Below are 14,123 nucleotides of genomic sequence, written 5' to 3'. Positions count from 1 at the left end.
ATTAAATCTTATGAATAAAGCTCCCTATGTTGGCTTACGTCCCTTTCAAGCTAATGAACATGAATTATTTTTTGGTCGTGAAAATTGTATCAATGATCTATTAGGTTTATTAGAAACAACCCCTTTTTTTGCCGTTGTTGGAGAAGCCTATTGTGGAAAAACGTCTTTAATTCGCTGTGGACTTGAAGCACGATTAGTGCAAAACAATAAAAATGACAACCTAGTTCAATGGCATATTGCTAATTTTCGCCCTTACTCCACCCCTTTTTTACAAATGACGGAGGCCTTATTAAAAGAAGAAGCGTTAGGCGAATCCCTTTTAGAAGGCTTTGAAAGTAAAACTCAAGCTCAACGTTTTTTAAGACAAAATTTAATGCAAAGTTTAAGTTTACATTCGCTATTAGATCAAAAACCGTTAGCAAAAGGGCATAAACTATTATTAGTTTGCGACCAATTTGAAGATATTTTTCATCTTTGGAAGCACGATGAAAAAAAAGCCCATACCTTTGTTGATTTTTTAATTGATAGCAGTCGTCCACATCCCATAAAAGCGATTACCCCGAATAATATTCATGTTGTTCTCACCTTTCGTTCACGTTACTTAAATAAAATTCCGCTTTTCTCCAAATTAGAAGCCGCCCTAAAACAGAATCTCTATTTAACCCCTCATTTAACTAAGGATGAATTAAGACAGGTCATGATTGAGCCGATTCAAGTGATTAAGCGTCAACGGGCAAAGGAGGCATTCTTAAAAGAATCACAAGTCAATCAAAAACCTAAAGCCAAGAGTGACGATAAAAAAGTGGATACGACCGAAGAAATCAATCAGTTTTATAAAAATTTAGTGGCGGAATCAAATGAAAAATCACTCGAAAATATCATTGCGAATGAAAAGAAAAATAACAACTCTATAAAAAAAGAAATTATCCTTCCTTTCTCCCCTAAGTTAGCCGAGCATTTGCTTGAAAATATCAAGAATACCGCCGAGCAGCTACCGCTATTACAATATTTATTAATGCGAATTTGGGACGTTGGCTGTGTTGTAAAGACGCATCATTTAACTCTGGATGTTTATAAAAAACAGCGTATTCATAGTTTTGAGACCGCGCTTCCTCGGCATTTAGATGAAACCTATTACTCATTAAAAGAAGACCAGCTTAAAATAGCCGAACTCTTATTTCGCCAATTAACCACCGTAAAAGAATCAAGTATTCCCAAATTACTGCATTCGCCGATACGATTAAACGACATCGCCCAGCTAACCGAACGTTCTATTGATGAGGTTATTGAGGTTATTGAGGTTTTTAGACAGCCTGAGCGGGGCTTTTTAATTCCTCTACATCCTCAAAAATTAGAAGCGGATACATTAATCGAAATTAGCCATGATGTTATTGTTTATCATTGGCCTCGCTTAAAAGACTGGATAAAAAAAGAAAAAAAGGTTAAGCAAAATTATCAACAATTAGATCATTTAACCCATGAACATAATGAAAAGGGGGGAAGTTTACTTAAATCCTCACAATTAGATACCTTATGGCACTGGTCTAAAAATGAAGAGTTTAATGAAATTTGGGCCTCGCATTATGGGTGTAACTTTAAAAATAGTCAGCATTATTTATTAAAAAGTAAGTTACATGCCTCCCTTCTTAAATACGTCGCCCTTTTATTGATTGCAGGGGTGAGTATCGGGATTATTTTTGGATTAATTATCTTAAATAATAAAAATCAACAAAAAGAAAAGGTTTTAGACGTTCTTTATGTCATGAAAAAGGAGTTAGTGACTAAAAATAATAGCCCAAAACTTGAACAGTTATTTAAAAAATTTACCGATAATTCCCCTAATAATGCGAAAGGGTGGCTTTACTATGGCTTATCGTTAAGCTACCAAGAAAAAAGGGAAGAAGCAGAAATAGCTTTTCGTAAGGCCCGAGAAATTTCACCTAATGATAGTGAAGTATTATTGCATTTAGCCAAACAACTCATCCCCAAAAAAGAATGGGAGGAGGCATTATTTTTGTTAAATACGGCTCGAGTGATTGCACCTGCTAATATTGAAATCCTAGAAATGATAGGCGATGTTCTTATTCATAATGATCTCGTCAATAATAACAGCACTCAAAAAATAAACTTAGAAACGGCGGTGATTCATTATCGTGAGGCGTTAATCATTTCACCTATAAACGATCAGATTCTAACAAAATTAGGGCAAGCGTTAAGTTTATTAAATAAACATGTCGAAGCACTGACGTATTTAAATCAAGCGGTCGCCATAAATAAAGAGCGGGCTGAAAATTGGCGATTATTAGGCTTTGAGTTAATGCATAACGGGGAAAATCATAAAGCCTCTCAAGCTTTTGTAAAAGCGTTAGGGATCGAACCCAATAAGGATGAAAATTGGCGTAATGCAGGGTTAGCGTTAGCAGAGAGTGGTGATTTAAAAAAAGCGGCCGAAGCCTTTGAGAAGGCGGTCATGCTCAATAAACGGTATGATGGCAATTATCGAAATTTAGGAAATATTTACAGTCGTCTTAATCAATTAAGTGCGGCATTGAAAGCCTATAATAATGCCCAACTAATTAATCCCAGTAAAATTAATTTAATTCAAAAAGCAAAACTGTTAACTAAATTAAAAAAAATTAAAGAGGCTAACGCACTTTATCAAAAAGCATCTGCTATTAAGGACGCTAACTGGGACTAAGGAACAAGCACGAATTAAGTCATGCAACTTAAATTTATAAGCCTTGAGTTATCAACGTTTTTGAATCAAGTTGCCGAAGCTATTTCATGCACGTTCCTAACCTCATCGTGTGATATTTTATGGCGACCAACTTAAGACAAGGCAAGTTGAGGTTAAGCCATTCGTGCTGAGCTTGTCGAAGTATGAGCGACTTAAGTGGTTAATCAGTGATTTAAGACGGGTTTCAAACAAACTTAAAATTTTTAAACAATAGGTTCTTAAAACGTATGAAAAAAATCATTTTATCTTTTTTATTCTTCGTCAGTATTCAGGTTCACGCGGTTGATACCTTAAAAATGTCAACGACAACGAGTACTGAAAACTCAGGCTTGCTGGCGGTATTGCATCCCGTTTTTGAAAAAAAATATCAAGCGCGGATTGATGTTATTGCGGTTGGAACAGGAAAAGCTTTAAAATTGGCTGAAAATGGCGATGTGGATCTTGTTTTTGTCCATGCGCCTGCGGCTGAAATAGCCTTTGTTGAAGCAGGCTATGGGATTGATAGGCAGGCGGTGATGCACAATGACTTTGTTATTTTAGGCGCGAAAACCGATAGCGCAACGCTTAAATCATCGAAAACGGCGGGGGAGGCATTACGAAAAATTGCTGAAAGTAAATCTACTTTTATATCACGAGGAGATGACTCAGGAACCCATAAAAAAGAAAATTCATTATGGAAGATTGCTAACGTATCACCGAAAGGCGACTGGTATTTAGCGGTGGGTCAAGGCATGGGGGCTGTTTTAAAAATAGCGGATGAAAAACAAGCCTATACCCTAACCGACCGAGGAACCTATCTGGCGTATCAGGATAAAATTGATTTAAACATTGTTTTTGAAGGCGATAAATTTTTATTTAACCCCTATCATGTTATCGCAGTAAACCCTGCCCTTCATAAAACAGCTAATTATTCATTGGCGAAAAAATATATCGCATTTATCACCTCTGAAGAAGGGCAAAATATGATTGCTCGTTATAAAAAGAAAGAGCAGCAATTATTTACGCCCGATGCTTTAAGCACTAAGAAATAAGCGGGAAGCCTTACAACGCTATAAAATTAACCTTAACGAGCGTCCTCGTTGCTAAGAGACCAACACATGAAAAAATTTATTAATAGCCCAGAAACATTATTAGATGAAAGTTTAGCCGGCTTTGCAAAAGCTCATGCAAATCTCATTGATTATGATGTTCAAGAGAAACTTATTAAGCGGGCGGCCGTTAACAAACATCCCAAAGTTGCCTTAATTTCAGGCGGCGGAACGGGACATGAACCCTTACATTCAGGGTTTGTGGGCGAAGGAATGTTGGATGCCGCTTGCCCTGGTGAGATATTTACCTCGCCAACCCCCCTACAAATGATTGCAGCGGCAAATGCGGTAGAAAATGGCGCGGGAGTCTTATTTATTGTTAAAAATTATGCAGGCGACGTGATGAATTTTGAAATGGCCGCCGAAATGATTGATTATGACAATGCGCGTGTTTTGGTCTGTGATGATGTTTCACTTCCTAAAGATCATAGTACAGGACGACGGGGAGTGGCTGGCACGTTAATTGTGGAGAAAATAGTGGGCGCAGCGGCGGAACAAGGAGCGGATTTAGCCACCTGTAAAGCGTTGGGTGATAAAGTCAATCAGGCAACGGCTTCAATGGGGGTTGCGTTAAGCAGTTGCACGGTGCCTGCATTAGGGATGCCCACCTTTGATTTAGCGGATGATGAAATGGAAATGGGGGTCGGTATTCATGGTGAGCATGGGCGTGAAACCAAGGTATTGACGAATGCCAGTGAAATTGTAGATCAGCTGATGAAAGCAATTGATGAGGATTTAAACTTATCGTCAGGACAGCAAGTATTGCTACATATCAATGGTTTTGGAGCAACTCCACTGATGGAGTTATATTTAATCTATGAACTAGCCGCTCAATTTTTAGCTGCCCATGAGGTTAAAATAATTCGCTCCTTAGTTGGAAACCATACGACTTCATTAGACATGGCGGGGTGTTCCATTACATTAACAATTATGGATGACGCGTTAATCGCATTATGGGACGCGCCTGTGAGAACCGCTAATTTACATTGGGGATAAGTTTAATACCCCCGTCATTTCCTGTGTCGAATAAGCACTCTTATTTGCGTATTGATAACTCTTTAAAATACACTATTAATTTTATGAAAAATACACACTCTAATTTAGAAAGTTTCACGAATATTCGGGGTCTGATTATTGATATGGACGGGGTCTTATGGCATGGAAACCAACCGCTAGCAGGCTTAAATGAATTTTTTGACCTGCTTCGAGAAAAGAAAATTCCTTTTATCCTTGCCACCAATAATTCAACACTCACACAAACCGAATACGTCACTAAATTGCGTAAAATGAAGGTTGAAGTGAAAAATAATGAGGTGTTAACATCCAGCATGGTCACGGCACTTTATTTGGCTAAACATTATCCCCCGCAAGAAAATAAATTATTTATGATCGGGGAAGCGGGCTTAAAAGAAGCCTTACTCGCTCAAGGCTATTATTTGAAAGGCGTTGATGAAACAGCGGATGCAGACGTTGTTGTTTGTGGATTAGACCGACAGCTTGAATGGAAACAATTGGCAACAGCAACGTTAACGATACGCGCAGGCGCAAAATTTATTGCTACCAATGGCGATACCACATTACCCACTGAAAAAGGACTTGTCCCTGGAAATGGCTCTATTATTGAAGCCTTAAAAACGGCAACGGGTGGAATTAGTGCGCAAACACTGGGGAAACCTGAGCCGTTAATGTATCAAGATGCCCTAAGTTTATTAAAAACAGAAGCCGCTGAAACAATCACTATTGGCGATCGTTTAGATACCGATATCTTAGGCAGTGTGCGGGCAGGGATTCGTAGTGTCATGGTCTTAACAGGAATTTCATCTGAAAACGACATACAACATGTCGGTTATCAACCCACGTGGATAATGGATGATATTAAAGTTTTGACGCAAGCACTCGCTAATTTAACCTCTCATAATCCATAATAAGCGATGAATCATCGAATGCGATAAATTTTATAACGATTCAAAAAAAAGGGAGCCGAGGCTCCCTTTTTTATTCAAATCAATCTTAAAATGAATTAAGGCTGACTTTGATTTGCTTTTGCAATTTCAGCAATGGCCGCAAATGCGTCCATATCACGGACGGCAAGATCCGCTAAAACTTTACGATCAATAGCGACATTTGCTCTCGTTAAGCCATTAATTAATCGGCTGTACGAAATACCACACAAACGAGAGGCCGCATTAATACGTACAATCCATAACGCACGGAATTGACGTTTTCTTTGTTTACGGTCACGGTAAGCATACTGTCCCGCTTTAATGACCGCTTGTTTAGCAACACGATAGACGCGACTACGCGCACCATAATACCCTTTCGCTTGCTTTAAAATCTTTTTATGTCTTGCTCTGGCTGTTACACCACGTTTTACTCTAGCCATACTGTTCTCCTGTTAATTAACTGTAAGGTAACATCCGCGCAATCATGGGCGCGTCGTTAGGGTGAACAGTAGCCGCTGCGCGTAACTGTCTTTTACGCTTCGTGCTTTTTTTGGTCAAAATATGGCGACGATGTGATTGCCCACATTTAAAATTGCCTTTACCGTTTTTCTTAAAACGCTTGGCAGCACCACTATGGCTTTTCATTTTTGGCATTTGTTTTGCTCCTATTAATTAAAAACATCCCTGATAAAATAACGTATCAAGGCAAAATGCGTGGCTCTTGATTCGTTTACTTATAACCTTTTCCTAAAGGCCTTAAACAAGAAAACCCGACTGATTAACAATCAGTTGGGTTTGCCTACCTTATTTATTTTTTCTTTTTTGCGGCCATTACCATAACCATTTGTCGTCCTTCCATTTTAGGAAATTGTTCGACAATGGCCAATTCCTTCAAATCGCCTTCAATTCGTTTCAGTAACTCCATACCAATTTCTCGATGGGCCATTTCTCGGCCTCGAAAACGGACAGTAATTTTAGTTTTATTACCTTCATTTAAGAATTTAGTCAAATTTCGCAACTTAACTCGGTAGTCTCCTTCGTCAGTTCCAGGTCGAAATTTAATTTCTTTTACCTGAATCTGTTTTTGTTTTTTCTTGGCCGCTTGTAATTTTTTATTTTGTTCAAAAATAAATTTACCGTGATCCATGATTTTGCAAACAGGTGGATCTGCATTGGGTGATATCTCAACCAAATCCATATTTGCTTCATAAGCTCTTTGTTTGGCATCTATCAACGATACAATGCCAGCCTGTTCACCCTCTACACCAATTAACCTTACCCGTCTTGCAGTAATAGTATTGTTCATCCGTGTAGTTTCTTTTTTAGAAGCGATACCCTAATCCTCCGAAATAATAATTATTGTCGGCTTTCAATTTGTTGTTTTAACTTTAAAACCAGTTCATCAATTGAGAAGCTGCCCAAATCGTCACCTTTTTGTGAGCGCAACGTGATAGTGTCATTTTCTAGTTCTTTATCACCAATAATTCCCAAGTAAGGAATTCGTTGCATCGAATGTTCACGGATTTTAAAGCCTATTTTCTCATTTCTCAAGTCTATTTTCACTCTAATACCTTGTTTTTCTAATTTGGCATAGATTTTTTCCATATATTCTTGATGACGTGCGGCAATATTTAAGATAACTATTTGCACAGGAGAAAGCCATAATGGGAACATTCCAGCATGTTCTTCAATTAAGATTCCGATAAACCGCTCTAACGATCCTAATATAGCACGATGTAGCATAACAGGGGTTTTACGATGACTTTCTTCGTCAATATAAGTCGCATCTAATCGTTCTGGCATGGAAAAATCCACTTGAATTGTGCCACATTGCCAAACACGTCCAATACAATCTTTTAATGAAAATTCTATTTTAGGACCGTAAAATGCGCCTTCACCTGGTTGTAGCTCCCAGTTTAAATCTTTGTTATTTAATGCCAATTCTAGGGCAGTTTCTGCTTTATCCCAAACACTGTCATCACCCACTCGTTTTTCGGGGCGCGTTGATAGCTTAATAATGATATTATCAAAGCCAAAATCGTTGTAAACTTCAAATAATAAATCAATAAAGGTCGAAACCTCACCTTGAATTTGTGCTTCGGTACAAAAAATATGCGCATCATCTTGAACAAAATTACGCACACGCATTAAGCCATGTAATGTTCCTGACGGTTCGTTGCGATGACATGAGCCAAACTCAGCCAGTCGAACGGGTAAATCACGATAACTCTTTAAGCCTTGGTTATAAACCTGAACATGACAAGGGCAGTTCATTGGCTTAATGGCATAATCACGATGTTCTGAATGGGTGGTGAAAATCATTTCCCCAAATTTATCCCAATGTCCCGATTTTTCCCAGAGTGTCCGATCAACCACTTGAGGTGTTTTTATTTCACCATAGCCATTGACGCGTAATTTTTCGCGGATATATTGTTCAACTTGTTGATAAATAAACCAACCTTTTTCATGCCAAAAAACCATACCTGGGGCTTCTTCTTGCATGTGGAATAGGTTAAGCGTTTTGCCCAGTTTTCGATGATCGCGTTTTTCAGCTTCCTCTAAACGGTGCAAGTAATCTTTCAAATCTTTTTTACTCGCCCATGCGGTGCCATAAATACGTTGTAGCATTTCATTGTCCGAGTTTCCACGCCAATAAGCTCCTGCAATTTTCATCAGCTTAAAGACTTTTAATTTACTTGTACTTGGAACATGAGGCCCCCGACATAAGTCGATAAAGTTACCTTGTTTATACAAAGATAAGGCTTCATTCGCAGGAATAGAGGCAATTATTTCAGCTTTATAAGTTTCACCCTGATCTTCGAAGAAAGCAACCGCCTCATCGCGTGATAATAAAGAACGTGAAATTTCAATATTTTCAGAGACTAATTGTTGCATCTTTTTTTCAATGACTTTTAAATCATCGGGTGTAAAGGCACGTTTATAAGCAAAGTCATAAAAGAAACCATTCTCAATGATAGGGCCGATCGTAACTTGAGCTTCTGGAAATAATTGTTTAACCGCTTGGGCAAGTAGATGTGCGCTTGAATGACGAATGACTTTAAGCCCATCCTCATCTTTAGCGGTAATAATTTGTAAGGTCGCGTCGGTTTCAATTAACGTACTAGCATCAACTAAGGTATCATTAACTCGCCCCGCTAAAGTAGCCTTAGCAAGACCTGAACCAATAGACTGAGCAACTTCCATAACGGAAACTGCGTGTTGATATTCGCGTTGGGAACCATCGGGCAGCGTAATGACAGGCATGTTATTTTTTTAGTAGACTAGGGGACAAATAAAAAAGCACCGCCGAAGCAGTGCTTTAAGTGTTTGGTAGGCACGAGTGGATTCGAACCACCGACCCCCACCATGTCAAGGTGGTGCTCTAACCAACTGAGCTACGCGCCTTCAATTGCCAATCATTAAACAAACTTGGTCAAGTGATCGGGTCATTATAGTGGATTAGTTAGTTTGTTAGCAAGTAGTTATTTTATTAAAATCTTAACTTTTTTATGAAAAACAAATGAAACATATTATTGGTTTAGGTGAAATTTTGTGGGATTTACTACCAACAGGCAGGCAATTAGGCGGTGCCCCTGCTAATTTTGCTTATCATATTCAATCTATTGGCTTAAATACGATTCAAACCTATATTGCCTCTTGTGTTGGTAATGATAAAGAGGGACATGCGATTAGACGTGATTTAACCTCTTTAGGTATTAATCATGATTACCTTAAAATAGACCTCCAACATAAAACGGGGTCTGTTCGTGTTTACCTTGATGACCACGGCGCACCTGATTATGAAATTACGGGTAACGTTGCTTGGGATTTTATTCCCACCATTTCTCCACATTTCATGAACTCTATTGATGCCGTTTGTTTTGGAACATTGGCACAACGGTCGCCATTATCAGCACAAAGTATTATTACTTTTTTAGATACGGTTCCTAAAACAGCATTACGTTTATTTGATATTAATTTACGCCAACAATTTTATACCCCTGATATTATTCATCAGTCATTAAAACGAGCCACTATTTTTAAAGTTAATAGCGACGAATTGCACTGTATTGGATCATTATTTAATCTTTTAGGGAGCGAAAACCAAATGTTAGCCACGTTAAGTGAACGCTACTCTTTACAGTTGTGTATTTTAACGAAAGGGGCACAGGGAAGCCTGCTGTATACCAAATCACAAAAGTCAGTTCATAACGGTCTTAATGTTGAGATTAAAGACAGCGTAGGCGCAGGGGATGCTTTTACCGCTGCGATTGCTTTCGGGGTTTTAAATAATTTTGAATTAGATTATATCCACGCGTGTGCAAACCAATTAGCAGCCTTTGTTTGTAGTCAACAAGGGGCAACCCCTAAATTACCCCCTGAAATTATTAATTTATTTAACTAAGGCTACGCAAGAAAGTACACCCGCAAAACTTGCCTGTCACGCTGCGGTGTACTTTCCGTTGTTTATCTTAAATAGGACAAACTATTAGCCATTAAAATAACCACTTATTTTTTTGTATTTTTTTGTTTTTCTTTCTGGTTTTCTAATTTAGTAAAGACTTTTAATATATCTGTTGACGTTAAAATACCCACTAACTTTTCATTTTCAACAACGGGTAATGCTCCAATTCGATGCTCTGTCATCAAAGCCGCCGCTTCTGATGCAGGCGTTTTTGGCAAAACGGTAATAACGCCTCGTTTCATAATATGTCTTACTTTTTTAGCAACGACATGAAGTTCCGTATTTTCAGGGTTTGTTTCAATAATTTTAGAATTACTTTTAGGCCCTAAAGCTTTGTACATATCCCTATCAGAAATAATGCCCACCACTTTACCTTTTTCAACCACAGGTAAATGACGTAACTTTTCATAATGAATTAGAAAAAAGACTCTATCAAATCATTGGGGGTGACAGTGTACACTTTAGCGGTCATAAGGTCTTTTACTTGCATAGGTTATCTCCTGATAATATTAATCGGTTAAGAATAAGGAATTTTAAGAATTTTTACAAGAGATTACTCATTTAAAGCTTTTTAGGCTAAAATGAAAAGTTTTGTGGTTATTGCTTAATTTTTCATTAAAGCGATAACATTTAAATTTTAAATTTTTTTGGAGTCATTTATGCGTATTATCCTTTTAGGTAGCCCTGGTTCGGGCAAGGGAACTCAAGCTCAGTTTATTACTGAGAAATACGGGATTCCACAAATTTCTACAGGGGATATGTTGCGTGCGGCTGTGAGAGCTGGAACGGCTTTAGGATTAGAAGCTAAAAAAGTCATGGATGAGGGAGGCCTGGTCTCGGATGATATTATTTTAGGACTTATTAAAGAACGAATTACAGAAACAGATTGTAAAGACGGCTTTTTATTAGATGGTTTCCCACGTACCATTGCTCAAGCAGAAGGTTTGATTGAATTGGGCATGGTGATTGATGAGGTTTTAGAAATTGCTGTTGAGGATGAAGAAATTATTAAACGCATGGCAGGACGACGGGTACATTTAGCCTCTGGGCGAACTTATCATATTAAATTTAATCCACCTAAGAATGAAGGGTTTGATGATGTCACGGGAGAGGAATTGATTCAACGTGATGATGATAAGGAAGAAACGGTACGTAAACGTTTAGATGTTTATCATCAACAAACAAAACCGTTAGTTGATTTTTATGCAGCTGACTCACAAACTGCCAATTTTAATTCCATTGCAGGTGTCGGCTCAGTCAGTGAAATTACTCAAAAAGTCTTTTCAGCGCTTACAAATTAAAAAATACTTTAATCGCTAACTTAACGAATAAAAAAATTATGTCCGCACAAACTTTATACGACAAATTATGGCAAGATCATGTGGTTTCAACTTACGATGATGGCTCATGTTTAATTTATATTGATCGACAACTGATTCATGAAGTGACTTCGGCGCAAGCCTTTGAAGGGTTACGGCTAACGAATAGGAGTGTATGGCGATCTTCACGCAATTTGGCAGTCACCGATCACAATGTTCCAACTATTGATAGAGATAAAGGGATTACCGATCCTGTCGCAAAACTACAAGTTGAAACGTTAGATAAAAACTGTACTGAGTTTAATATTATAGAATATGGGATGAGTGATCCACGTCAAGGCGTAGTGCATATCATAGGACCTGAACAAGGGGTAACCTTACCAGGGATGACGATTGTTTGTGGGGATTCACATACGTCAACACATGGAGCATCAGGTGCTTTAGCCTTTGGGATTGGTACATCTGAAGTTGAACATGCACTAGCCACACAATGCTTGGTTCAGAAAAAATCTAAAAATATGTTGATTAAAATCAACGGTGAAGTTAATGCAGGGATTACCGCTAAAGATATTGTCCTTGCTGTGATTGGTGAAATTGGTACAGCAGGCGGTAATGGCTATGCGATTGAATTTGCAGGCGATGCGATTAGTGCCTTGTCAATGGAAGGGCGTTTTACTATCTGTAATATGGCGATAGAAGCGGGTGCGAGAACAGGCTTAATTGCGGTTGATGAGGTGACGCTTGATTATTATCGTGGTAAACCTTCAGTCCCTAAAGATGGCGATTGGTTTGCGGCGGAACGTGCGTGGAATAATTTGCATTCAGACAACAATGCTGTGTTTGATAAAGTGTTAAATTTTGATGCCTCAGAGATTAAACCGCAAGTGAGCTGGGGGACATCGCCAGAACTTGTGATTGCGATTGATGAATTTATTCCAGATCCTGCGAATGAAACCGATACGGTTAAAAAGCAAGGGATTGAGAATGCGTTAAAATATATGGGATTAAAAGCAGGGCAAGCGATCACTGATATTCAATTAGACAAAATATTTATTGGTTCTTGTACCAATGGGCGTATTGAAGATTTTAGAGCAGCGGCGGCTGTGGTTAAAGGTAAACATATTGCAGATACGATTAAGTTAGGGTTAATTGTTCCAGGGTCTGGTTTGGTTAAAGCGCAAGCGGAAGAAGAAGGCTTAGATAAAATTTTTATTGACGCAGGCTTTGAATGGCGTGATCCAGGTTGTTCGATGTGTTTAGCGATGAATGCCGATAAATTAGAAGCGGGTGAGCGGTGTGCCTCGACTTCTAATCGTAATTTTGAAGGACGACAAGGTTATGGCGGACGAACACATTTAGTGAGTCCTGCGATGGCGGCAGCGGCGGCGATTGCTGGGCATTTTGTCGATGTAAGAGCCTTGTAAATATTCTTAATAATGAGAGAAGAAGCTTAAGGGTATTTTTTAAGCTTCTCATAAAAATTAAATATTAGCATGATTGAATCTATTGAAATTAAAAACTTCCGTTGTTTTAAAGACACTAAAATAACCCAATTTGGAGGGGTGAATCTTTTGGGTGGGTTGAATAATTCTGGAAAAACTGCTTTATTGGAAGCGCTTTTTCTTACTGAAACTGCAGATGCCTTTAGTATTTTATTTTTACAAAAACAGATAAGAAAAGCATCTTATGAATTTAATAAACAAATGCCCGAGAGAACTTGGGATACTTTATTTTTTCAGCAAATTAAAGATCATGAAATTGAATTAAAAAGCATTGATAATAAATTGAATGAAAATACAATTACATTAAGTTGCGATGAAAATAAGAAGGAATTACTTAATTTTTCTGATAAAGAAGAAGTTAGCTCAAACTTCCCCAATAAGGAAACCTCAAAATCAATTTTGAATGTAAAGACAAAAGAATTGGGACAAGATTTTTCTTTAGTTTCTAGTCGAGAAGGTATTGTTGGACGTAGCGATAAGACCAACTTAAAACTTAATAAAGCACATTTCATAACCACGTTTTCTTCTTTGTCTCCATCTGAATTAGCGAAAACATATGATGCTGTTCGTTATGATAACGATATGAATGAAGAGATTCTTTTAGACGCTTTTCAAATAATAGATAAAACGATTGAAAAAATTGATGTTTTTTCAATAGGAGAACCTTGTTTATATCTTCAACGGAGAAATGAAAAAAAAATGCCGATTAGTTTATTTGGTGATGCGATTAATAAAGTAGCCGAGATTATTTTGCGTATTATTAATAACGAAAATTCTATTGTTTTAATAGACGAAATTGAAAATGGCATTCATTTTACTAATCAAGAAAAAATATGGGAAATGTTGTTTAACTTGGCGATTGAATACAAGGTACAAATTTTTTCGACAACGCATAGCTTAGAAATGATTAAGGCATTTACTTCTGTTGCTCAAAAGTTCCCTGAAGATGCCGCTTATTTTGAAATGGTTAGAAGCCAAAAGACACAGAAGATAAAAGCGATAAAACATAATTTAGACACACTAAATTTTGAACTTGAACGAAATATTGGAATTAGGGGGGATTCATAAT

At 37.8% G+C, this 14,123-nt stretch carries 13 protein-coding genes and 1 tRNA gene; 8 read left to right on the top strand and 6 right to left on the bottom strand.

Going from position 1 to position 14,123, the window contains the following annotated elements; genetic code table 11:
* Positions 1-10 precede the first annotated feature (10 nt).
* The 4 genes from Q9M50_03535 (at position 11) to Q9M50_03520 (ending at position 5,750) form a co-directional block, all read left to right on the top strand.
* Positions 11-2,698, top strand: a complete 2,688-nt coding sequence (locus Q9M50_03535; GenBank protein MDQ7089700.1) for a hypothetical protein — start codon at positions 11-13, stop codon at positions 2,696-2,698.
* Positions 2,699-2,964: 266 nt separating this feature from the next.
* Complete coding sequence (locus tag Q9M50_03530; GenBank protein MDQ7089699.1) at positions 2,965-3,768, top strand: substrate-binding domain-containing protein; 804 nt, start codon at positions 2,965-2,967, stop codon at positions 3,766-3,768.
* Between the two features lie 66 nt (positions 3,769-3,834).
* Positions 3,835-4,821 carry a dihydroxyacetone kinase subunit DhaK gene (dhaK, locus tag Q9M50_03525; protein MDQ7089698.1) on the top strand — a complete coding sequence of 329 codons (987 nt, stop codon included), beginning with the start codon at positions 3,835-3,837 and terminating at the stop codon, positions 4,819-4,821.
* An 83-nt stretch (positions 4,822-4,904) separates the two neighbouring features.
* The gene (locus Q9M50_03520) at positions 4,905-5,750 is read left to right on the top strand and encodes an HAD-IIA family hydrolase (GenBank protein ID MDQ7089697.1); all 846 of its coding nucleotides are present in this window, start codon (positions 4,905-4,907) and stop codon (positions 5,748-5,750) included.
* A gap of 95 nt (positions 5,751-5,845) precedes the next feature.
* Here Q9M50_03520 and rplT read toward each other — a convergent pair whose 3' ends face one another.
* The 5 genes from rplT to Q9M50_03495 all read right to left on the bottom strand — a co-directional run bounded on the left by rplT (position 5,846) and on the right by Q9M50_03495 (position 9,173).
* Positions 5,846-6,208 (bottom strand): 50S ribosomal protein L20, encoded by a 363-nt coding sequence (rplT, locus tag Q9M50_03515; GenBank protein ID MDQ7089696.1) that lies wholly within the window; start codon positions 6,206-6,208, stop codon positions 5,846-5,848.
* Positions 6,209-6,224: 16 nt separating this feature from the next.
* Positions 6,225-6,422 (bottom strand): 50S ribosomal protein L35, encoded by a 198-nt coding sequence (gene rpmI / locus Q9M50_03510; GenBank protein ID MDQ7089695.1) that lies wholly within the window; start codon positions 6,420-6,422, stop codon positions 6,225-6,227.
* A 154-nt stretch (positions 6,423-6,576) separates the two neighbouring features.
* A complete protein-coding gene (infC, locus tag Q9M50_03505) occupies positions 6,577-7,101 on the bottom strand; it encodes a translation initiation factor IF-3 (protein MDQ7089694.1) in 525 nt (174 codons plus the stop codon).
* 23 nt (positions 7,102-7,124) lie between these two features.
* Complete coding sequence (thrS, locus tag Q9M50_03500) at positions 7,125-9,032, bottom strand: threonine--tRNA ligase (GenBank protein MDQ7089693.1); 1,908 nt, start codon at positions 9,030-9,032, stop codon at positions 7,125-7,127.
* Between the two features lie 64 nt (positions 9,033-9,096).
* A tRNA-Val gene (locus Q9M50_03495) sits at positions 9,097-9,173 on the bottom strand.
* A 115-nt stretch (positions 9,174-9,288) separates the two neighbouring features.
* On the opposite strand from Q9M50_03495, the gene Q9M50_03490 reads away from it, so the two are divergent.
* Positions 9,289-10,173, top strand: a complete 885-nt coding sequence (locus Q9M50_03490; GenBank protein MDQ7089692.1) for a carbohydrate kinase — start codon at positions 9,289-9,291, stop codon at positions 10,171-10,173.
* A 104-nt stretch (positions 10,174-10,277) separates the two neighbouring features.
* Here the strand turns inward: Q9M50_03490 and Q9M50_03485 are convergent, their stop codons facing one another.
* Positions 10,278-10,574, bottom strand: coding sequence for a CBS domain-containing protein (locus Q9M50_03485; GenBank protein MDQ7089691.1), 297 nt, complete (start codon positions 10,572-10,574; stop codon positions 10,278-10,280).
* Positions 10,575-10,892: 318 nt separating this feature from the next.
* Here Q9M50_03485 and adk point away from each other — a divergent pair, with 318 nt between their 5' ends.
* From adk to Q9M50_03470, 3 genes are all read left to right on the top strand, one after another.
* On the top strand, positions 10,893-11,534 hold the full coding sequence (adk, locus tag Q9M50_03480; GenBank protein MDQ7089690.1) for an adenylate kinase: 642 nt from the start codon (positions 10,893-10,895) through the stop codon (positions 11,532-11,534).
* 38 nt (positions 11,535-11,572) lie between these two features.
* Positions 11,573-12,976, top strand: coding sequence for a 3-isopropylmalate dehydratase large subunit (leuC, locus tag Q9M50_03475; GenBank protein MDQ7089689.1), 1,404 nt, complete (start codon positions 11,573-11,575; stop codon positions 12,974-12,976).
* A 69-nt stretch (positions 12,977-13,045) separates the two neighbouring features.
* Positions 13,046-14,122, top strand: a complete 1,077-nt coding sequence (locus Q9M50_03470) for an AAA family ATPase (protein MDQ7089688.1) — start codon at positions 13,046-13,048, stop codon at positions 14,120-14,122.
* The last annotated feature ends 1 nt before the right edge of the window (position 14,123 follow it).

The sequence above is a fragment of the Methylococcales bacterium genome, assembly GCA_030949405.1.
Taxonomy (GTDB): Bacteria; Pseudomonadota; Gammaproteobacteria; order Methylococcales; family Methylomonadaceae; genus WTBX01.
Note: the sequence above shows the minus strand (reverse complement) of the source record. Positions and strands in the feature narration are given on the sequence as shown.